This is a genomic window from Nonomuraea sp. NPDC050547 (assembly GCF_044457345.1).
GTDB lineage: Bacteria > Actinomycetota > Actinomycetes > Streptosporangiales > Streptosporangiaceae > Nonomuraea.
In genome coordinates, this window is record NZ_JBITGW010000007.1 from 1 (window position 1) to 18,974 (window position 18,974).

Below are 18,974 nucleotides of genomic sequence, written 5' to 3' on the forward strand. Positions count from 1 at the left end.
AGCACGACATTGCGCCCCTTGGGACCAAGGGTCACCTTCACGGCGTCAGCGAGCTGGTTCATGCCGCGCTCGAGACCGCGCCGGGCGTCCTCGTCGAACGCGATCATTTTTGACGTCATTCCGCACTCCTGACCTGTCTGTGGAGGGACGGCACCCGCGACTGCGCCGTCCCGGCTCGCTGGCACTCTACAGAGAATTTGCGTGTCACGCACATGATGCGCGACGCGCAATCTCGCGGTATCGTATCGGCATGACCGACGAGACCGCAGACCTACGGACACGCAACAGCCAGGCCACCAGGGAGGCGATCGGCCATGCGGCGCTGCGCCTGGCCATCGAGCAGGGACCCAACGGGCTGGCACTCGTGCGTGTTCACGACATCGCCGCGGCCGCCGGGGTGTCGCCCCGCACGTACAACAACTATTTCTCCAGCAGAGGCGAGGCGATCTGCGCCTTCCAGGCCGACCAGTCCAAACGCGCGGGCAAGGCCCTGCGCGCCCGCCCGGCCGGCGAGTCGCTGACCGAGGCCATCACCGCCGCCGTGATCGAGCTCTACACAGAACCTGAGCCAGACCGGGCCGGGCTGAGCATGATCATGCTGACGCCCGAGCTGGAAGGAGAGGCGCTCAAGGCGTTCACCATGGCCGAGGGCCCGCTCGCCGACGCGATCGCGGACCGCACCGATGGCGACGGCGACCTTTTCCCCGCCGTTACGGCTGCCGCCGTCGCGGGCGCGGTTCGGGTGGCGGGGCGGAGGTGGCTGGAACCGGGCACCGCAGAACCCTTCGCCGCCATCCTCCGCCGCGCGCTGTCCCACGTCCTGCCCGGCTAGACCCCCGCCGTTGACCCTGCTCACGTAAGGAGTGCTCCGTGCTTCCCTGGTCCGCCGACCTCGCCGGTCGCATCGACCGCCATGTCATCGACAGCGATGTCCTGCGCGGCAACCCGCTGGGCGATCCGCACGAGCGGCCTTTGTGGGTGTACGTCCCGCCCGGCTACGACGACGAACCCACCAGGCGCTACCCCACGGTCTACGTCATCCAGGGCTATACCGGGCACCTCGCCATGTGGAGCAACCTGACCCCGTTCCGCCGGCCGTTCCCCGAACTGGCCGACGAGGTGTTCGCGGCCGGTCAGACGCCCCCGGCGATCGTCGTCTACGTCGACGCGTGGACGGCCTACGGAGGCAGCCAGTTCCTCGACTCCCCCGGGACCGGCCGCTATCACACCTACCTGTGCAGGGAGGTCGTGCCGTGGGTGGACGGCCACTACCGCACGCTGCCCCACCGGGACATGCGGGCGATCACCGGCAAGTCGAGCGGCGGCTATGGCGCCATGGTCACCGCGATGATGCGGCCCGACGTGTTCGGGTTGTTCGCCACGCATGCCGGTGACGCGCTGTTCGAGACCTGTTATCTGCCGGAGTTTCCGCGGGCGGCCCGGACGCTGCGCGACCTCTATGACGGGTCGTACGACGCGTTCCTGGCCGACTTCCGCGGGCGGATCGCCATGACCAGGCCGGGCGACGACGTCCTCATCGAGCTCTACGGCTATGCGGCCGCCTACTCGGCCGACGAGGACGGGACGGTCCGGTTGCCGTTCGACGGGAATGGGGCGTTGGTTCCGGAGGTCTGGGAGAGGTGGCTGGCCAGAGATCCCGTCCGTATGGCCAGGCAGGAGCAGTATGCCGGGTCGCTCAAAAGCATGCGGGGTGTCTGGATCGACGCGGGCACCAGGGACGAGTGGTACCTGGACCTGGGTGCGGCCGCCTTTCATCAGGCGGTTCTTGACGCTGGGCTGCGGAGTGAGCGGACGCGGTTCGAGCTGTTCGACGCCACGCATATGGCGATCGAGTACCGGTATCCGCTGGCGCTGGCGTGGTTGTGTGAGCGGTTCGCCGCCTGACCGCCCCTCTTCTCGGTCGGGCTCGCCTGTCAGCGGTGCTCGCGTGTCGGTCGGGGGTTGTGGCGGTCGGGGGTTGTGGCGGTCGGGGTTGTGTGCCGGTCGTTCTCGTCTCTCGGGCGCGCTCAGCTGTCGGTCGCGCTCCAGGGGTTGGGTGGGCTTGCGGGCGCGGGTGCTTTCGGGCCACGGGCATGAGCCGGGTGGACGGCGTAGCTGTCCAGTGGGCACGCGGCGACGACCACCGAGGGCTGAGGTTGGGCGGCGGCAGGGGCCAAGGTTGGGTGGCGGCTGGGACATGTTGGGCTGGGTGTATCGAGTCGGTTGATTTGGGGCGTGGTGCAGGGAGGAGTTGCTCTTGGGGCGACGTCTCTGGGGCCGGGTAGCTGCTGGGATGTGGGGAATCCCGGGTGCGCGAGGGCGGCTGAGCCCTTACGGTGTCGTGGGTATGGGGGAAAGCATGATCTTAAGTCGGGTGGTCCGCGTCGCCGTACTCACTGCTCTGGCTATTCCGGTTACGGCGGTGGCCATGAGTCCGCAGGCGGCGGCTGAACGGCGCGAACAGTCACAGGCCGGGTCTCTTCGGATGCTTGGGCAGCTGAAGGTTGCCAAGGCGTTGTCCGGCCGGGGCTACAGTCATCGGCGGTTCCAGCCTCGGTGGGCACATCACCGGGGGACCTGTGACGCGCGCGAAGTCGTGCTGGCGCGTGATGGGCGGGGTGTGCGGAGGAACAAGTACTGTCATCCGGTCAAGGGGACCTGGTACAGCCCTTATGACGGCAAGGTGCTGAAGAGCGAGAAGCTGGTGGACGTCGACCATGTGGTGCCGCTGGCGTACGCGTGGCGGTCGGGGGCCAAGCGGTGGAGTCAGGCCAAGCGGCGTGCGTTCGCCAATGACCTGACGCGGCCCGAGCTCAAGGTCGTCAGCCACTCGATCAACATCGCCAAGGGCGGCAAGGGGCCGCAGAGCTGGCGGCCGCCGCGCCGGGGCTACTGGTGCCGGTATGCCACCTCCTGGATCTCGGTGAAACATCATTACCGCCTCTTCGTCACCAAGCGGGAGAAGAAGGCGCTGATCAACATGCTCCGTACCTGCCGCTGACGGTCATTGGGGGCCTACGTGCGCGCGGAAGCGTTCGTGGGCCGCCTGCTTCGTGATGCCCATGGCCTCGCCGACATCGGCCCAGGAGGCACCGGCTGCCTTGGCCCCGGCCACGGCCTGGTCGAGCAACGTCCGCTGCCAGCTCTCCACCTGTGCCAGCAGGGTGAGGGCGGCCAGCGGGCGGTCGGCGGCGAGGTTGACGATCTGCTCGCACAGCAGGTTCGACTTGACGACCAGCCAGCTGGGTGGGGCTGCGGCCAGGAGCGGGGCGGCATGCGTGTACCAGCGGCCCTCCGCCTCCTTGGCGCCTTCCGGGGTGGGCGGGAAGCGGCGGCGGTCGGCCCATCCGCAGGAGCAGGCGGCTTGGTAGCCGGTGAAGGCTCGGGTGAAGGCACTGGAGGAACGGGCCAGTTGCCCGTCGGGGAGGACGGGCGCGGCGAACCCCTCGTGGTCGGGGATGTCGGAAAGCTTCATCGTCATACCCGTCAAGATACCCTGACGACCAGCTTGCCGTGTTGCCGTCAGGACATCTTGACCCCAGAAGGTGCTCAAAGCGGACGGCAAGCAGGTCTCACCGGCCGACTTCGGCCCCGACCCGGTCAACCGGCCCGCACGTCCTGCCGTGGCACAACTGATCGGGCTGGGTCTGTCGCAGTCGGTCCTGGCCGCGAACGACGTCCGCTTCGACGAGGGCGGTGACGCGCTGCTCGTGCCCGTCGGCACCGCGGTCGTCGTCGCGGTCCCGGGCGCGCTCAACCTGGCGGGCAGACGCGCGGGCTGGATCCTCACCCTGATCGCGCAACCCCTGTTCCTCGTGATGGACGCGCTCGTCATCCTCAGCCGGCCGTCGAAGGTGGCGTACCCCCAGAACAGCGCGGACGCGCGGGCGGTCGTGGACGCGACCTCGGACGTCTACCCGGACTGGGTGCCGGTCCCGACCGAGGGCCGCACGTTCTTCACCCCGGTGGTCGTGCTGCTCCTCCTTCCGCCGGCCCGCGCCTACTTCCGCAGGTGTGTCACGCGGCGGACCACCACGTTGCCGTGCGTGGCCGAGGCGTGGATCACGAGGTTCTCCTCTGCCGGCTCGGGCGGCGGCTCCGCGTCCAGCAGGTCGCGTACGGCGCCGTAGGTGGAGCCGAGGCTCAGCACGGCGGCGCTGCCCTCCCTGACGCCCACGTCGACGGCCCCCGAGCCGGTCGTGAGCGTGACGAGGCCGCGGATCACCTCGCCGATCCTGATGTCGCCGTGCGCGGTCATCACCTCGACGTCGGCGTGGGCCCGTTCGACCACGATCCGCCCGTTGGCGGCGCGGACCCGCAGGCTGCCGGTGACCTCGCCGAGGCACAGGTCGCCGCTGGGCATCTTGATCACGGCCGGACCCTCGACCGCGGCGACGCACACGTGGCCCGACCCCGACTCCAGGTGGAGCCCGGCGGTCTGGTCGAGCTGGATCTCACCGTGGGTGGTGCGGATCCTGGTCTCGCCGAGCCGGCCGTGGCTGTGTACTCCGCCGGTGGACAGGCCGACCTCCAGGCCGGAACCTTCGGGGAGCCGGATCTCCACCTCGACCGCGCCGGTGCGGCGCCCCCACAGGCGCGGCGTGCGCACCTTCAGGAGGCCGCCGGAGTACTCCACCTCGGTCAGACCGGCCGCGGTGGCGTCGTCGTCGCTGGCCGGGTCGAGCGGGTTCACCCTGACCAGCGTGTCGGCGCGGCGCTCCGCCACGAGCCGAACTTCTCCCGCCGCGAGGTCGACCGCGGCTTGGATGGGTTCCGGGGTGTCGAAGGAATTCACACCGTGCACCCTAAGCGAACAGTGTACTCGATGGCAATCACGCTGTGCACTACAATGGCCGCGACCAGGGAGAGAGCATGCAAGAACAGAGCCCGTCGGTGTGGACGCGCCCGCCCAAGAAATCGCCCGCGCTCACCCGCGAGCTGATCGTCGCCACCGCGATCCGCGTCCTGGACGCCGAAGGGCTGGAGGCGCTGAGCATGCGGCGTCTCGGCGCGGAGCTGGGCACCGCCGCCACCGCCTTCTACCGCCACGTGGCCAGCAAGGACGAGCTGATCGAACTGGTCGTCGACCAGATCTACGCCGAGATCGAGATCACCGAGAGCGGCGACCCGGCCGACTGGCGCACCCCCACGCTCGCCTGCGCCCACAGCCTGCGCGCGGCGATCCTGCGCCACCCCTGGTCCGCACAGCTCTTCGGCGCGGCCGGCCTGTCGTACCTCGGCCCGAACACCATGGAAAAGACCGATCGCATGATCGGCATCCTCGAGACCGCCGGCTTCCCGCTGGAGGCGGCCAACCGGGCGCTGAGCACCGTCGCGTCCTACGTCACCGGTGTCAGCACGGCCGAGGCGGCGGTGCTGTCGCTGATGGCCCGCAACGGCCTGAGCCAGGAGGATTGGGTGGCGCTCATGTGGCCGGTCGCCGAGCGGGCCGCCCAGCCGTACCCGCGACTGCGCCGTCTCTACACCGCCCAGCACGTCGCCGACGTCAGTGTCGATGCGGCGCGCGAGGACCAGTTCTCCTTCGGCCTGCGCCACATCCTCGCCAGCCTGGAGTCCGAGCGCACTACCGGATGATGCATGGCACCATTATGGTGTCTGTATGACGCCATGAAAGGAGGTCGTCATGCCCCTGTCCGAGGCCGAGCGCGACCAGGCCGTCCAGAGGCTCCAGCACGCCTACGCGGAGGGCCATCTCGATTCCGCCGAGATGGAAGTGCGGCTGGAGCAGGCCCTCACCGCGCGCTCCCCCAGCACGCTCGCCACGGCGCTGGCGGAGCTGCCCGACGAGCGGGTCGAGCTGGTCTCCACCGGGGCCCGCATCCGCCGCTCGGGCGCGTGGCGCGTCCCCCGCTCGCTGCGGATCATCGGCGAGTACGGCGGCGCCAACCTCGACCTGTCCGCGGCCGACATCCGCCACGCGGCCATCGAGATCGACTTCCAGCTGGCCTACGGCTCGGTCCTTCTCACCCTGCCGAAGCGGGCGAGCGTCGACTACGACCGGGTACGCCTCACCTGGGGCGGCGCCACCCACCGCCCACCCCGCAACCCGGGCCCGAGCACTCTGCACGTCCAGGTGAGCGGCGAACTCGGCTACGGCCGCCTCAAGATCCGCCACCGCTGAGGCCGCCTCAGCCGGCTTCCCCGGAACCACGGGCGCGCTGCCCGCGAACGGCCAGCACCATGTCCACGACCGTGGCCACGATCACCACCCCGGCCCCGGCGGCCAGCAGCGGGATGCCCAGCAGCAGGCTCGCCACGCCGAGCACGACGGCGAAGATCAGGATGAACGAACCCACCCTGATGTGCACCACGTCACGCGGGGTGGCACTGGCCATCGGCTTGCCCTCGGGCGAACGCTCGGGCGGACGGTAGTCCTCGTTGTGCGTCATGGTCATCAACTCGCAATCGCGCTCATCAGGTCCCCCACCGGGGCATCCGGCAGGGCGCGGGCGACGTCGGCCAGGGCGACGACGCCGACCAGGCGGTGGCCGTCGAGGACGGGCAGCCGCCGGACCTTGTACGCGGCCATCGTGCGCAGGATCTCCCTGGCGTCGTCGTCGGCGCCGACCGTGACCGGCCTGCCCCGGCCAGCTCGCCCGTACGGCAGGAGTCCGGATCCTTGCCGATCGCCAGGACCTTGACCACGATGTCCCGGTCGGTCAGCATCCCCCGGAGCCGCTCGTCCGACCCGCAGACCGGCAGTGAGCCGACGTCGAGACTGGCCATCTTCTCCGCGGCCTCGGACACGCTGGCGTCGGCGGCGATGCACTCCGCGCCGGGTGTCATGATCTCTCGTGCGGTCGGCATGTCCCTCCTCGGACGGATCGGACGGATCGGACGGATCGGTAAGGGTCCTACCTACCCCCGCGCCGGCCCTCCACACCGGCCGCCGGTTCTCCGCCACGGCCAAGTCGCCGCTCGCGAACGGACGGCTACCCACGGTCACGCTGTCTAACGGAGCGCCCGCCAGCCCAGGAAGGCGGCGGCAGCGGCGCCGAGGGCGAGCGCGCCTCGGTGGCGAGAGAGCCAGACCTGCAGGCTGCGGGGGTGGCTGCGTTCGTCGAAGCGGCCGTGCGCCCCGTAGGACTGCTCGTCGTCGGCGGGTTTCCACAGGTTGTGGACACCGCTGGGCGCCTCGCCGGCGATCTGCTGCGCGTCGACTCCGGTGCGGGCCAGGTAGCGGTCCAGCGCTCCGGCGGCGAACTTCTGTGCCAGGATCGTGGCCGCCGTGGTGGCGCCGACCCAGTACTCGCGGCGGCGCGGGTGCTCGGCGGCGTAGACCATGGCTCGCGCGGCGACCTCGGGCTGGTAGATCGGCGGCACCGGCTGCGGATGGCGGCCCAGCCTGGCCAGCACCCAGTCGAACTGCGGGGTGTTGAGCGCGGGCAACTGCACCATCGTGATCTGGATGTCGCTCTTCTCGTGCAGCAGTTCGGTGCGGACGGACTCGGTGAAGCCCTTGATGGCGTGTTTTGCGCCACAGTAGGCGGACTGCAGGGGGATGGCCCGGTAGGTGAGCGCCGACCCGGCCTGGACGATGACGCCGTGGCCGCGGGGGCGCATGAGGTCGAGTGCCACGCGGGTGCCCCAGACGTAGCCGAGGTAGGTGACGCGAGTGGCGCGCTCGTACTCCTCGGGCTGGATGTCCCAGAACGTGGCGAACACCGAGGAGAAGGCGACGTTCATCCACACCTCGATCGGGCCGAGGTCGGCCTCGATCCGCTGTGCGGCCTGCCGTACCTGGTGATAGTCGGCGACGTCGGCCTCGTAGACGAGGCCCTCGCCGCCCGCGACGCCGACCTCCACCGACGCCTCGGCCAGGCCAGCCGTGCCACGCGCGATCAGCGCGACGGTGGCGCCGCGCGTGCCCAGTTCCCGCACCACGGCGCGTCCGACACCGCCGCTGGCGCCGGTCACCACGACCACCTTTCCTCGCAGATCCATGGAAACCTCCTCGGAGACCGGCCACGGGCAGGCCGCGAGGGCGGCCTGCCCGTGGGTTTCGCGTTTAGAGAGGGCCGGGACCGTACGGGGGGAACTTCCCGTAGTAGGTGCCTATCTGGTCCCGGTAGACGGACTCCTTGTAGTTCGACGCGTCGAACTCGGGAGCGTCCTTGATCTCCTGCTTGGTGCGGGAGACGTGGACTCTCTTCTCCTGCGGATCCACCCTGGTGACGACGCTGGCCGGAAGCATGACCTTCTTGCCGAAGATCCACGGGCCGGTGTCGACGACGATGTAGCTCTCGCCGACCTCGTAAGTCGCCTCGTCGACCGAACCGATCTTGCCGTCGGTCGCCTCGACGGTGTATCCGGCGAGATCCATGGTGCCGCCGGTTCCGTACACGTCGTGGTGGTAGGCCCACAGGTTCGGGTCAGGCTGCATGACTGCTCCTTTCCTTTGGTTGCGGACGCACATCCGGCTACCCGGCGGCAGGCGGCTAAACGGGGAGCGTCACGGTCCGGGGCTCGGGGAGGGCCTCGAAGACGAGGACGTGCCGGTTCCAGACGACGGTCAGACCAGGCAGTTCGCGGCGCGGGTCGGCGACCGTGAGCGTGGCGGTGCCGTCGCCTTTCTCCCTGACGAGGACCGCGCAGGGCGCGGAGGCGGTCAGCGGGCCGACGGTGCCGGGCCGCCAGAAGTTGGCCGCGGTCAGGCCCAGCCCCGGCACGTGTACGGCCTGCTGCCCGCTCGTGTTGGCCAGGACGTGCAGCCAGGTCGACGCGGCGGCACGGGCCCGCGTCCCGGCCTCGGAGGCGCCGGGCAGCAGGGCGTAGGCGTAACGGGCGTCCGCGGGGTCGGCGCCGTGGTCCAGCCAGAGCGTCACGTACCGCTCGTCGCGCCGGATCTTCGGCTGCGCCCCGTCCAGGACGACGTATCCGGCGTGGCCTTCCAGGTGGAACCAGCCCGCCCGGCGGTCCACGGCCAGGGCGGCGCCGGTCCTGCGGTTGTCCACGACGGTCTCGACGGGTACGCCGTCGCGGCACGCGATCCCGGCTCCCAGGCAGACCACGGCGTCGTCGAGGAAGAACCACGACTTGAACGCCTCAAGTGAGCTTTCCAGGCCGGACAGGTGATGGCCGACGGTGGCGTACGTGCCGTCGGTGGCGCCGCCGACCCAGCGCCACGGGGTGAGGGTCTCGCCCCACGCGGTCCCGGCGCCGTCGGGCAGGCGGCGGGTGGAGACCGTGGTGCCGGGCAGCCGGTAGGGGTCGACGCTCTGCCAGAAGCCGTCCGCGTACTGGGCGGGGTGCTCCGGGGTCCACCAGTAGAGCATTCCGGCGCCGGTGTGCCAGCCGCGCAGGTTCTCGCCGTTGCCGTGCTCGTAGTGTCCGATCCGGTGCGAGCTCATGCTGAGCGCCGCGCACCAGCCGGGCGCCCGGTGGACGGCGCGGGCGCTCATCGGCATCAGCACGTGGCCCGGCGGCTCGGGCCGCGCCGCGACCCTGTCGTCGTCGAGCAGGCCCCAGCCCTTGACCATGCCGCGCCACCGGGCCCGCTCGGCGGCGCCGGCCGTCTCGCCGAGCAGCAGCACGGCCTCGGCGATCTCGCGGGCTCTGCGCCGGGCGCCATCCGGGTGCCTGCCGACGCTCCTGCCCCGGACGAGGTCCATGCACAGGCCCTGGTGGATGAAGGGGGCGAAGGAGCGCTCGACGCTGTCGTGGACGACCTGCCGGTCGGCGACCTCCCAGGGGGTGCCGCGCAGCACGGCGAAGATCCTGGCCAGGCCGGACAGCAGCACCGCGCCGTAGCCGCCCTGGTAAGGGACCCAGGAGTGCTGGATGAAGGAGCCGTCGCGGTAGAAGCCATCGCCTTCCGTGACATAGCGCAGGACCGGCGCGAGCCCGGCGACCGCTCTGGCCGCCCGTTCGCGGCCGGAGCGGCCGCCGCCGAGGACGGCGCGCAGCAGCAGCACCGTGCACAGGTCCACGCGGTTGGCGCCGGTGCTGGTGCCGTCGTAGTCGTCGAGCACGCTCTCCGGGACGAAGTGGTCGACGGCTTCCAGCAGCAGCGTGCCCCGGTAGCCGGTACGCATCGCGCTGTCGAGGAGCCGCTTGGGCACGCCGATCCGCCAGCGCCACCAGTTGCCCTCGGGGTCGGCGCCGGGGGCGTAGGCCCGCCGGATGTATCCGTCGATGTCGTGGACAAGTGGGCCCGTGGCCAGCTCCCGCCAACGCCGCCTGACCAGCTCTAACGGGTCCTCGGCCGGGAGCAGCGCGGCTGCCCCCAGCAGGAGCATCGCGCGCCTGGACAGCATCGGCTACTCCGGGAAGGTCGCGGTCACGACCCAGCGCTCGCCGTCCCGGCCATAGGCGAGGGCACCGCCGTACTCCTGGAGATCGGCGGCCAGGCTGCGCAGGCCGTAACCGCCGCTCCCGGCCCGCCGCGCGCGCACGGGGGTGCTGACGATCGTCAGCACCCGCCCCTCGGCCAGGTACTCCACCCGCGCGCCCGGCCCGCCGTGCCGCAGCGCGTTGGTCGCCGCCTCCCCGACCAGGCGGTGGAAGACGTCCGCGAGCGGCGGCGCGAGATCCATCGACGGTACGGCGGGCACGTCCAGCCCCGCCGCCCGCAGCCGGCTGAGATGGGCGGAAAGCTCCGCCCCCGAGGCGTCCCGCCGGTCGAGATCGGCGATGGTGTCGCGGACCTCGGCCAGCGCCCTGCGCCCCGCCGACAGCACCCGATCCACCCGCTCGCGCTCCGGCGGCGCGAAGGCGGCCGTGTGCCGCAGCGCCTCGGTCTGGACGAGCATCACCGTGACGGTCCCGGCCAGCGTGTCGTGCAGCCGCCTGGCCAGCCGTTCGCGCTCGGCCGACTCCGCGCGCAGCCGCGCGTGCTCGGCGGCGGTGGCCGCCAGCGCGGCCCGCTCACGGGCGTGCTGGCCGCGCTCGACCCCGGTCACCCACACGACGGTGAACGACACGAGGCTGATCAGCCCGCCCTCGACCGGCCCGCGCAGGGTGGCGTCCGAGATCGACAGCGCCAGCGCCGCGGCCGCGCACAGCCAGATCCGCACGCTCCTGCTGCCGCTCCCGGCGGCGGCGTGCAGCGCGAGCATGGCGGGAAGACAGCCCACCACCCGCCACATCCCGAGCCGCAGGTGCACGAGCGTGGCCAGCGCGACCACGACGAGCACGAGCGCGGGGTACCTGCGCCGCCAGGCCAGCGGAAGAATCTGCGCCAGCCCGAGCGGCGCCGAGACGGCCGCGCCGCTGATCACGAAGAGCCCGGCGAGGAGTCCGGCGAGCGAGAGTTCCAGCCATAGCCGGGCATCTCGTAGCATCGGCCGCGTGATCAGGCTCGTCATCGTCGATGACCAGGCGCTCGTCCGGGAGGGCATGTCCCTCATTCTCGGGGCACAACCTGACATCGAGGTGGTCGCCGCGGTGGAAGACGGGCCGGAACTTCTCGCCTTCCTCGCGGCCGGCGAGGTGGACGTGATCCTGCTGGACCTGTACCTGCCGGGCATGGACGGCATCACGCTGCTGCGCGAGCACCTGCCCAGGCCGCGGCCGCGCGTGCTGATGCTGACCACGGTCGGCAGGGCCGGGGAGATCCAGCGCGCCCTGGCCGCCGGGGCTGACGGCTTCGTGCTCAAGGACGCCACCGGCGAGGAACTGGCCGCGGCCGTCAGGGGCGCGCACGCCGGCGTCACCACGCTGAGCGCCTCGGCCGGCCGGCTGCTGGCCCGCGCCCGCCCGCCCGGCCTGGAGGCGCTCACCGCCAGGGAGCGGGAGGTCCTGGACCTGGTGGCCGAGGGCCTGTCGAACCAGGACATCGCCCGCACGCTGGGCCTGGCCGAGCGCACGGTCAAGGCGCACGTCAGCAACGTGCTGGCCAAGCTGGGCGTCACCAGCCGCACCCAGGCCGCGCGGCTCGTACCAAGGGACTAGTCCCTTCGCCGGTTGTGGGCCGGGCCAGCCGACGCGATCGTCGAGCGGTGTCGAAACGCCGCATCGCCCTCGTCGTGCTCCTGGGCCTCGTGCTCGTCTACGCGGGCAACCGCTCGTGGAGCACCCCGGACGAGCCGCCGCTGCTGCTGGCCCACCGCGGGATGGCGCAGACGTTCGGGTTCGCCGGCCTGACCGGCGACACCTGTACGGCGGAGCGCATCCACCCACCGCGGCACCCCTACCTGGAGAACACCCTGGAGTCCATGCGCGCCGCCTTCGCGGCCGGAGCGGACATGGTCGAGTTCGACGTCCAGGTGACCAAGGACGACAGGATCGCCGTCTTCCACGACCACCTCCTGGAGTGCCGCACGGACGGAAGGGGCGCGGTCCGCGACCACACGATGGCCGAGCTGCGCCGCCTGGACGTCGGCCACGGCTACACACCCGACGGCGGCAGGACCTTCCCCTTCCGCGGCAAGGGCGTCGGCCTGATGCCGGCTCTGGATGAGGTCCTGGAAGCCTTCCCCGGCAGGGAACTGCTGCTGCACATCAAGAGCGACGACCCCGCCGACGGCGAGAAGGTGGCCGAAGCCCTGCCCCCCGAGCGCCGCGCGAAGATCACCGTCTACGGCGGCGACGCCTCGGTGGCCGCCTACGCCGCCAAGGCGCCCGGCGCCAGGGTCGGCTCCCGGGCCATCATGGAACGCTGCGGCCTGCGCTACGTCGCGACCGGCTGGACCGGCCTGGTCCCCGCGGTCTGCCAGAACATCCAGTTGCACCTTCCGGAGAGCTACGCCCCCTGGCTGTGGGGCTGGCCGCACAGGTTCGTCGAGCGGATGCGCGCCCACGGCACCCGCGTCGTCCTGGTCGCGGGCGACGGCGGCTGGTCGGAGGGCTTCGACACCCCCGCCGACCTGGAACGCCTGCCGGAAGGCTACGCGGGCGGCGTCTGGACGAACCGGATCGACGTGGTGGCCCCGCACCTGCGCTAAAGCTGCCCGGCCAGAAACCCGGTGAGCGGCTCGACGTGCCTGACCGGGTCGCGCCAGCGCGCCCGCAGATCCTCCAGCAGGTGTTTCTCCGCCACCAGGGCCCCGCCCCGCCACCGGCGCACGACCGGATGCAGGAAGGCGCTCTCCTCGGCCCGATCCGGCTCGGGATGCCGCTGGATGGCGAAAACGTCCGGCTGGTCGCGCGGCCCCCAGCGCAGCGTGAGCGTGAGCAGATCGTGGAACCGCCCGGTCGCGTAGTCCTCGGGCAGGTCCTCGTAGTGCTCGATCCGGCCGTCCTCGATCACGTAGGCGTCGCAGAGGTACTCGAACTGCGTCCACAGCGCCGAGCTCCAGTTCGCCCGGTCCAGCATGTACGCGCACAGCCCGCCCGCCTCCACCGGCGCCGGCCGGTGCTCCAGCGGCGCCCCGTCGAAGCGCTCGGCCAGCAGCCGGTCCAGCGTGCGCAGGTTGTAGCGGAAGCCGTCGATGAAGGCCGAGGAGGCGTGCTTGACGTCGCGCCCCTGCATCAGCGTCCCGGCGAAGTACAGCCCGTCGACGTTGGCCGACTGGAAGTCCGGCCCGATGGCCGGGATCCGCCCGTTCTCGTGCAGGTACGGCACGCTGCCATCACCGAACACCCCCTGGTCCATGGTGAACCCGGTGCACCGCAGCACAGCGTCGTAGTCGAGCAGCGCCCGCTCGCCGTCGGCCAGCGTGTAGGTGATGGCGACCTTGAAGACGTCGTCCTCCCGCCAGATCCGGTCGATCTCGCACTCCAGGACCGCGTGCAGGGTCTTGAACCAGTAGCTGTCGAGGAAGGCGCCGTACTGCCCGCGTACGTCGCCGGGGTGCTTGCTGCGCCAGGCCAGCCGTAAGGGGTGGGGGCTGGCCAGGTGGACGATGTCGGCGTGCGGCAGCAGCGCCTGCGCCGTCTCGAACGCCGAGTTGCCCTTGCCGATGACCAGCACCCGCTGCCCGGCGAAGCGCGCGCCGTCGGTCTCCATGTCCTCGTAGCCGACCGCGTGCTCGATCCCCGGGATCTCAGGGACGTACGGCCCGCCCCACCCGGTGGCCACGACGACGCACTCGGCCCGGTAGACCTGCTCGCCCGCCCGCACCACGAAGCCGTCCTCCTCGCGCCGGATCTCCGTGACCGGCGTGGAGTAGCGCACGTTGAGCGCGTGCTTGGCCGCGAAGTCGGCGAGGTAGCGGGTCAGGTCGTCGGCCGCGGGCAGGTACTCGGCCGAGTACGCGGGGAACAGCAGGTCCGGCGTGTCGTTGAGCAGCGAGTTCCAGTCCCAGCGCAGCCGGATCTCCGGATCGTCGTCGCCCACGTGGACCTTGTTGAGCGAGATCAGCCTGCGGTGGCGGGGATAGTGCCGGAAGAAGGCCCCCGGTCCCGCCTCCCGCTCCAGCGTCACGTAGTCCGCGCCGCGGCGGTGCAGGAAGTAGCTGAGCTGGAGTCCGCCGGGACCGGCGCCGACGACGAGATAGCGGTAGGTCTGCACACCCGTAGGTTCTGCGGGCCACCCGGAGCGGTCAACCCCCTCAGGAGCGCACGTTTCTCCGCGATCCCCACAACCTGCGGATCTCCGCCCGCCAGAGCTGGTACTCCTCCGCCGTGTGGCCGCGTCCGCGCCTGGCCTGCTCGGCCCAGCCGGCCGCCCGCTCGGGTCCGGCTCCGGCCAGGATCTCGATGGCCTGCTCGGCGCGGGCGGGGACGAGGCCGGAGCGCACCCTGGCCGCGGCGGCCAAGGCGGCGCCCTGGGCGAGGTCGGCCCGGTTCTCGCCGGCGTGGCGGGCCAGCCGTACCAGGTCGTCGGGGGTGGCGCCGCCGGCGTGGACGGCGGCCAGGCCCGCGCCGCTCCACAGGTCGGCGTGCCGGTCGAGTGGGAAGGCGGCGATGGTGACGGCGAGGGCGTCCACGTCGGCGCACTCGCGAAACCACAGTGCCCGGCCGTAGCCCTGGTCGCGGATGGCTCGCCTGACCCCGTTGGTGGTCAGGCCCACGGGCTGGCGGAAGAAGGCCTGGTGGAAGCCGTAGCCGTCCCAGCTCAGCCAGCGCAGCAGCGGGTCCAGCGCCTTGCGCATGGGCCACGGCCGCAGCCGGAGCCTGGCGAAGGCCCATCCGGCGCCCAGATGGATCGGGTACGGGTGCTCGCGCCCCTGCCCGGCCAGCAGCGCGGCCAGCCGCCTGCCGCCGGAGAGGGTCAGGACGTCGTGCATGGCACACGCCATCCCGGCGCCTTCGTAGGCGAACCCCCGCATCTCCGGCGCGAGGCCGGAGACGTCCATCCCGCCGGGACCCGCGGCGTTGAACCCGGCCATGAAGGCCCGCCCGACGGCTTCCAGGTGGCCCCTCGCGGGCCCGAGCCGGAACCCGCGCCGCTCGAAATCGACCTGTCCGGCATCCTGATATAGGAGCTTTCTCATGCGTCCCCCCGCCAAGAAGGTAGGGACGTGACAGAGCGTGAACAAGCCTGCACACGACCGCATGAGGTGTTTATCGCCCCGGCATGAACCTTCCCGGACCATCACCCGACTGGACAGGCATGAGCGACGAGTTGCTGGTGGTCCGCTGCCAGCTCGGCGAGCGCGACGCGCTGGCCGAGCTGGTCAGAACATGGCACGGACCCGTCTGGACCTACGTCCGTCGCATGCTGGACGCCGAGCGGGCCGACGACGTCACCCAGGAGGTCTGGGTGGCGGTGCTGCGCGGCCTGCCCCGGCTGAAGGAACCGGGCAGGTTCGCGCCGTGGCTGTTCACCATCGCGAGGCGGTCGGTCGCCGACCGGCTGCGCGCCGAGTACGCCCAGCCGCCACCGGAATCACAGCCGCCCGGCCCGCAGGGTGACGTCTTCGAGGCGGCGCTCGACCGGGCCGAGCTGGTCGACGCCCTGGCCGCGCTGCCCGTGCGGGAACGGGACGTGCTCGCGCTGTTCTACCTGGAGGACTTCTCCCTGGAGGACTGCGCGCAGATCTGCGGCGTACCGGTCGGCACCGTCAAGTCACGGCTCAACCGCGCCCGTCGCCTGCTGTCGGAACACCTCACGCGAAAGGGATACGGCCATGAACTCGCCTGATGACATCATCGCCACGTTGTCGCCCGTGCTGTCGCCGTGGCGGCGCGCCGGCGGGCTGGTCGCGCTGCTCGCCGGGCTCTCCGGCGCGGTCGCGCTGGGCTCGCTGTGGCTGACCGAGCCGGGACCGCTGCCGGACCGCCTGCACCTCGCCTTCGCCCTGCTCCTGGCCCTCTGCCTGGCCTGGGCCGGGTACGGCGGGTGGGTGCTGGCCCGGCGTACGCCCATGTTCGCGCTGGACCGAGTGGTCGCGGGCTGGCTCGCGGTCGCCGCCTCCACCATGACGGCGGTGCTGCTCGCCGTGCTCGCCGTCGTGCGCGACACTCCTGTCCTGTTCGTGGTGGGGCCGCTGTGCGTGGCGGTCGCGGCGGTGGTGACGTTCCTGGCTCACCGCCGGCGTAACGCCCTGCTGCGCAGGAAGGCCGAGCTCAGCTGAACAGGTGGGCCAGCTCGGTCCTGGTGGCCACGCCGAGCTTCGGGAAGGCCCGGTAGAGGTGGTGGCCGACCGTCTTCGGGCTCAGGAAGAGCTGGGCGCCGATCTCCTTGTTGGTGGCGCCCGTCGCGGCCAGCCGTACCACCTGCAGCTCTTGCGGGGTGAGGGCGGCCATCGCGTCGGGCGCGGCCCGCGCGGCGGTCTCACCCGCCGCGCGCAGTTCGGCGCGGGCGTGCTCGGCCCACGGGTGCGCGCCCGCGCGCTCGAACGTCTCCAGCGCGGCCCGCAGCTGCGTGCGGGCCTCGGCCTTGCGCCGCTCACGGCGCAGCCACTCCCCGAACAGCAGCCTGCTGCGGGCCTGCTCGAAGGGCCTGGCCCCATCCCGTACGGCCAGCGCGAACTGCTCCTCGGGATCCTCGGCCAGCAGGGCACGGCAGCGGGCGAGCACCGCGTCGGCCCAGGGCTGACCGGCGGCCCGCGCCCACCGCTCGAAGCGCTCAAGCGGCTCGGCGGCCCGCTCGGGACGGCCCAGCCTGACCGCCGCCTCGACCTGGTCGGGCGCGAAGTAGAGCGCGTGGTTCTGCCCGGTGAGCTGATCCATGCGCTCCAGCGCCGCCTCGAAGCGGCCGCGCCCCAGGTCGAGCAGCGCGCCCGCGCGCCCGGCCCACTCGCCCTCGCCCTTCTCCTCCTCGCCGCGTACCGCCGCCAGCACCGCGAGCAGGCCGCGCGCGTGCGCCTCGCGCCGGCGCTGTCCGGTGTCCACGGCGATGCGGATGGTCTCGTCGACGCTGGCCGCCGCCTCGTGGAAGCGGCCCAGGAAGAACTCGGCCTCGGCCAGCGTCCCCAGCACCCCGGCCAGCCAGCCGATCATGCCGCGCCGCCGGAACTCGCCCGCGAGCACCAGCATCGTCTCGCGCGATCGGGCGAAATCGCCGCTGAAGAAGTCCACCATCACGGTCGCGAGCCGCTCGCCGACCAGTCCCGCGCGACGCTGGGGCATCGCCGCCACGTTCTCGCGCAGGATCCGCAGGCCCTCACCGGGATCGCCGGACATCAGCTCGGCCGCCCCGCCGATGGCCGCCGCCAGGGACTCCTGCCCCGGCAGCTCGGCCAGCAGGCCGTGCGCGCGCCGCATGCCCTCGGGGTCGGCGCGCGTCCAGGCCGCCCTGGCCGCGTCGGTGAGCAGCCGTACCCGGGCCTCGCCCTCGGCCCGCCCGGCCGCCTCGATGAGGATCGTGTAGGCGGCGCCCGGGTCGCCGTCCTCGAAGGCGACCTTGGCGCGCAACGTGGCCAGCGCGTCCGGGTCACCGCTCAGCCGCAGCGCCTCCTCGACCAGGCCGCCCGCCCGCCCGTTCTGCCCGGCGTCCGTCGCCGTTTGCGCTGCCGCGGTCAGCCGGCGCAGCCGCCGCTCCGGGTCAGGGGTCAGGTGCGCGGCGCGTTCCAGGGCCGCCGCGGCGGCGGCGTACCCGGTGCGGTCGCGCGCCCGCTCCGCCGCCGCCTCCAGTCCCGCCGCGACCTCCTCGTCCGGCCCGGTCGCCGCCGCGGCCAGGTGCCACGCCCGCCGGTCCGGATCGGCCGCGGTCGCCGCCAGAGCCCGGTGTACGGCCAGCCGCTCGACGAACCCGGCGCTCTGGTAGGCCGCCGCCCTGGTCAGCGAGTGCCGGAACGAGACCGTGGAGCCCCGCACGCTCACCAGCCCCTCGGCCTGCGCCAGCGCGTCGTCGGGCAGCCCGAGCTCGCGCGTGGCGGCGAGGATCGTGCCCAGCTCGCCGGAGTCGGCCGCGGCGGCGACCACGAGCGCGCTGCGCGCCCGCGAGGGCAGGACGGCGATGCGCTTGCCGAAGGCCTCCTGCAGGCGGCGGGGCAGCGGCAGCGGCCCGACCTCCGCCGCCGCGGAGGCGGGCAGTTCGAGCAGGGCCAACGGGTTGCCGCCCGACTCCTCGACCACCCGGTCTCTGACGTGGGGCGGCAGGCCGGGAAGGTGGCGGGCCAGCAGCGCGTGGGCCGCCGCCCGGTCCAGCCCCTCGACCCGCAGCTCGGGCAGCCCGGCCAGCGACGCCTCGTCACGGGCCGAGACCAGCATCACCACGCCCTCGGCGTGCAGGCGGCGGGCGGCGAACAGCAGGGCCTCGGCGGAGGCCTGGTCGAGCCACTGGGCGTCGTCGATCAGGCAGAGCAGCGGCGCGTTCTCCGCGAGCAGCGTCAGCGTGGCCAGGCCGATCATGAACCGGTCGGCCACGCCGTCGGTGGCCAGGCCGAACGCGGTCCGTACGGCGGCGGCCTGCGGCTCCGGGAGGGCGTCGAGCTGGTCGAGGAGGGGGCGCAGGATCTGGTGAAGGGCGGCGAAGGGCAGCTCCGACTCGCTCTCCACCGCCGATCCGCTCAGGACCGCGAACCCGTCGGCCGCGCGGCCCGCGTGCTCCAGCAGGGCGCTCTTGCCCACGCCGGGCTCGCCGCGCAGGACCAGCGCGCCGCTGCCGCCCTCGCGGGCCGTGCCGAGCAGCCGCTCGATCGCGACCAGCTCGTTCTTCCTTCCCTGGAGCACGCCCCAGAACC

The 18,974-nt window shown here is 72.2% G+C and carries 20 protein-coding genes and 1 pseudogene; 9 read left to right on the plus strand and 12 right to left on the minus strand.

Going from position 1 to position 18,974, the window contains the following annotated elements; all coding sequences use genetic code 11:
* The first annotated feature begins 250 nt into the window (after positions 1 to 250).
* The 3 genes from ACIBHY_RS18335 (at position 251) to ACIBHY_RS18345 (ending at position 3,001) form a co-directional block, all read left to right on the plus strand.
* Positions 251 to 832, plus strand: coding sequence for a TetR/AcrR family transcriptional regulator (locus tag ACIBHY_RS18335; RefSeq protein ID WP_397257315.1), 582 nt, complete (start codon positions 251 to 253; stop codon positions 830 to 832).
* A gap of 38 nt (positions 833 to 870) precedes the next feature.
* Entirely contained in the window at positions 871 to 1,905 is a 1,035-nt protein-coding gene (locus tag ACIBHY_RS18340) for an alpha/beta hydrolase (protein WP_397307279.1), read from the plus strand.
* A 715-nt stretch (positions 1,906 to 2,620) separates the two neighbouring features.
* The gene (locus ACIBHY_RS18345) at positions 2,621 to 3,001 is read left to right on the plus strand and encodes an HNH endonuclease family protein (RefSeq protein WP_379613248.1); all 381 of its coding nucleotides are present in this window, start codon (positions 2,621 to 2,623) and stop codon (positions 2,999 to 3,001) included.
* A 3-nt stretch (positions 3,002 to 3,004) separates the two neighbouring features.
* Here the strand turns inward: ACIBHY_RS18345 and ACIBHY_RS18350 are convergent, their stop codons facing one another.
* Both ACIBHY_RS18350 and ACIBHY_RS18355 read right to left on the minus strand, forming a co-directional pair.
* Positions 3,005 to 3,481 (minus strand): hypothetical protein, encoded by a 477-nt coding sequence (locus ACIBHY_RS18350; RefSeq protein ID WP_397307280.1) that lies wholly within the window; start codon positions 3,479 to 3,481, stop codon positions 3,005 to 3,007.
* Between the two features lie 519 nt (positions 3,482 to 4,000).
* A complete protein-coding gene (locus ACIBHY_RS18355) occupies positions 4,001 to 4,795 on the minus strand; it encodes a DUF4097 family beta strand repeat-containing protein (protein ID WP_397307281.1) in 795 nt (264 codons plus the stop codon).
* 77 nt (positions 4,796 to 4,872) lie between these two features.
* On the opposite strand from ACIBHY_RS18355, the gene ACIBHY_RS18360 reads away from it, so the two are divergent.
* Positions 4,873 to 5,595 carry a TetR/AcrR family transcriptional regulator gene (locus ACIBHY_RS18360; protein WP_397257324.1) on the plus strand — a complete coding sequence of 241 codons (723 nt, stop codon included), beginning with the start codon at positions 4,873 to 4,875 and terminating at the stop codon, positions 5,593 to 5,595.
* 49 nt (positions 5,596 to 5,644) lie between these two features.
* Positions 5,645 to 6,142 (plus strand): DUF1707 domain-containing protein, encoded by a 498-nt coding sequence (locus ACIBHY_RS18365; RefSeq protein ID WP_397257326.1) that lies wholly within the window; start codon positions 5,645 to 5,647, stop codon positions 6,140 to 6,142.
* 7 nt (positions 6,143 to 6,149) lie between these two features.
* On the opposite strand, the gene ACIBHY_RS18370 is transcribed toward ACIBHY_RS18365, so the two are convergent.
* From ACIBHY_RS18370 to ACIBHY_RS18400, 7 genes and pseudogenes are all read right to left on the minus strand, one after another.
* Positions 6,150 to 6,410, minus strand: a complete 261-nt coding sequence (locus ACIBHY_RS18370; protein ID WP_397257328.1) for a hypothetical protein — start codon at positions 6,408 to 6,410, stop codon at positions 6,150 to 6,152.
* Between the two features lie 5 nt (positions 6,411 to 6,415).
* The gene (locus ACIBHY_RS18375; RefSeq protein WP_397307282.1) at positions 6,416 to 6,550 is read right to left on the minus strand and encodes a CBS domain-containing protein; all 135 of its coding nucleotides are present in this window, start codon (positions 6,548 to 6,550) and stop codon (positions 6,416 to 6,418) included.
* A gap of 170 nt (positions 6,551 to 6,720) precedes the next feature.
* Positions 6,721 to 6,828, minus strand: a pseudogene (locus ACIBHY_RS18380) (CBS domain-containing protein); the annotation flags it as partial.
* A 144-nt stretch (positions 6,829 to 6,972) separates the two neighbouring features.
* Positions 6,973 to 7,965 (minus strand): SDR family oxidoreductase, encoded by a 993-nt coding sequence (locus ACIBHY_RS18385; RefSeq protein ID WP_397257332.1) that lies wholly within the window; start codon positions 7,963 to 7,965, stop codon positions 6,973 to 6,975.
* Between the two features lie 64 nt (positions 7,966 to 8,029).
* Positions 8,030 to 8,404, minus strand: a complete 375-nt coding sequence (locus ACIBHY_RS18390) for a PRC-barrel domain-containing protein (protein WP_397257334.1) — start codon at positions 8,402 to 8,404, stop codon at positions 8,030 to 8,032.
* 55 nt (positions 8,405 to 8,459) lie between these two features.
* Positions 8,460 to 10,277: a polysaccharide lyase 8 family protein gene (locus tag ACIBHY_RS18395; RefSeq protein ID WP_397307283.1), complete on the minus strand. Its 1,818-nt coding sequence runs from the start codon at positions 10,275 to 10,277 to the stop codon at positions 8,460 to 8,462.
* A 3-nt stretch (positions 10,278 to 10,280) separates the two neighbouring features.
* Positions 10,281 to 11,303, minus strand: a complete 1,023-nt coding sequence (locus ACIBHY_RS18400; RefSeq protein WP_397307284.1) for a sensor histidine kinase — start codon at positions 11,301 to 11,303, stop codon at positions 10,281 to 10,283.
* A gap of 7 nt (positions 11,304 to 11,310) precedes the next feature.
* On the opposite strand from ACIBHY_RS18400, the gene ACIBHY_RS18405 reads away from it, so the two are divergent.
* Positions 11,311 to 11,913: a response regulator gene (locus ACIBHY_RS18405; RefSeq protein ID WP_397307285.1), complete on the plus strand. Its 603-nt coding sequence runs from the start codon at positions 11,311 to 11,313 to the stop codon at positions 11,911 to 11,913.
* Between the two features lie 47 nt (positions 11,914 to 11,960).
* Positions 11,961 to 12,905 (plus strand): glycerophosphodiester phosphodiesterase family protein, encoded by a 945-nt coding sequence (locus ACIBHY_RS18410; protein ID WP_397307286.1) that lies wholly within the window; start codon positions 11,961 to 11,963, stop codon positions 12,903 to 12,905.
* On the opposite strand, the gene ACIBHY_RS18415 is transcribed toward ACIBHY_RS18410, so the two are convergent.
* Together ACIBHY_RS18415 and ACIBHY_RS18420 are read right to left on the minus strand one after the other, a co-directional pair.
* Complete coding sequence (locus tag ACIBHY_RS18415) at positions 12,902 to 14,413, minus strand: NAD(P)-binding domain-containing protein (protein ID WP_397307287.1); 1,512 nt, start codon at positions 14,411 to 14,413, stop codon at positions 12,902 to 12,904. The two genes, ACIBHY_RS18410 and ACIBHY_RS18415, sit on opposite strands and share 4 nt — an antisense overlap.
* A gap of 40 nt (positions 14,414 to 14,453) precedes the next feature.
* Positions 14,454 to 15,338 carry a DUF1702 family protein gene (locus ACIBHY_RS18420; protein ID WP_397257346.1) on the minus strand — a complete coding sequence of 295 codons (885 nt, stop codon included), beginning with the start codon at positions 15,336 to 15,338 and terminating at the stop codon, positions 14,454 to 14,456.
* Positions 15,339 to 15,457: 119 nt separating this feature from the next.
* On the opposite strand from ACIBHY_RS18420, the gene ACIBHY_RS18425 reads away from it, so the two are divergent.
* On the plus strand, positions 15,458 to 15,988 hold the full coding sequence (locus tag ACIBHY_RS18425) for an RNA polymerase sigma factor (protein ID WP_397307288.1): 531 nt from the start codon (positions 15,458 to 15,460) through the stop codon (positions 15,986 to 15,988).
* On the plus strand, positions 15,975 to 16,421 hold the full coding sequence (locus ACIBHY_RS18430) for a hypothetical protein (protein ID WP_397257350.1): 447 nt from the start codon (positions 15,975 to 15,977) through the stop codon (positions 16,419 to 16,421). The genes ACIBHY_RS18425 and ACIBHY_RS18430 overlap by 14 nt, the downstream gene beginning before the upstream one ends.
* On the opposite strand, the gene ACIBHY_RS18435 is transcribed toward ACIBHY_RS18430, so the two are convergent.
* Positions 16,414 to 18,963, minus strand: a complete 2,550-nt coding sequence (locus ACIBHY_RS18435) for an AAA family ATPase (protein ID WP_397257352.1) — start codon at positions 18,961 to 18,963, stop codon at positions 16,414 to 16,416. The two genes, ACIBHY_RS18430 and ACIBHY_RS18435, sit on opposite strands and share 8 nt — an antisense overlap.
* Between the last annotated feature and the right edge of the window lie 11 nt (positions 18,964 to 18,974).

Coding starts and splice junctions, on each gene's coding strand:
- ACIBHY_RS18335 (WP_397257315.1), top strand. CDS start 251: ATGACCGACGAGACCGCAGACCTACGGACACGCAACAGCCAGGCCACC.
- ACIBHY_RS18350 (WP_397307280.1), bottom strand. CDS start 3,481: ATGACGATGAAGCTTTCCGACATCCCCGACCACGAGGGGTTCGCCGCG.
- ACIBHY_RS18360 (WP_397257324.1), top strand. CDS start 4,873: ATGCAAGAACAGAGCCCGTCGGTGTGGACGCGCCCGCCCAAGAAATCG.
- ACIBHY_RS18365 (WP_397257326.1), top strand. CDS start 5,645: ATGCCCCTGTCCGAGGCCGAGCGCGACCAGGCCGTCCAGAGGCTCCAG.
- ACIBHY_RS18370 (WP_397257328.1), bottom strand. CDS start 6,410: ATGACGCACAACGAGGACTACCGTCCGCCCGAGCGTTCGCCCGAGGGC.
- ACIBHY_RS18375 (WP_397307282.1), bottom strand. CDS start 6,550: ATGGCCGCGTACAAGGTCCGGCGGCTGCCCGTCCTCGACGGCCACCGC.
- ACIBHY_RS18385 (WP_397257332.1), bottom strand. CDS start 7,965: ATGGATCTGCGAGGAAAGGTGGTCGTGGTGACCGGCGCCAGCGGCGGT.
- ACIBHY_RS18390 (WP_397257334.1), bottom strand. CDS start 8,404: ATGCAGCCTGACCCGAACCTGTGGGCCTACCACCACGACGTGTACGGA.
- ACIBHY_RS18395 (WP_397307283.1), bottom strand. CDS start 10,277: ATGCTGTCCAGGCGCGCGATGCTCCTGCTGGGGGCAGCCGCGCTGCTC.
- ACIBHY_RS18400 (WP_397307284.1), bottom strand. CDS start 11,303: ATGCTACGAGATGCCCGGCTATGGCTGGAACTCTCGCTCGCCGGACTC.
- ACIBHY_RS18420 (WP_397257346.1), bottom strand. CDS start 15,338: ATGAGAAAGCTCCTATATCAGGATGCCGGACAGGTCGATTTCGAGCGG.
- ACIBHY_RS18425 (WP_397307288.1), top strand. CDS start 15,458: ATGAGCGACGAGTTGCTGGTGGTCCGCTGCCAGCTCGGCGAGCGCGAC.
- ACIBHY_RS18430 (WP_397257350.1), top strand. CDS start 15,975: ATGAACTCGCCTGATGACATCATCGCCACGTTGTCGCCCGTGCTGTCG.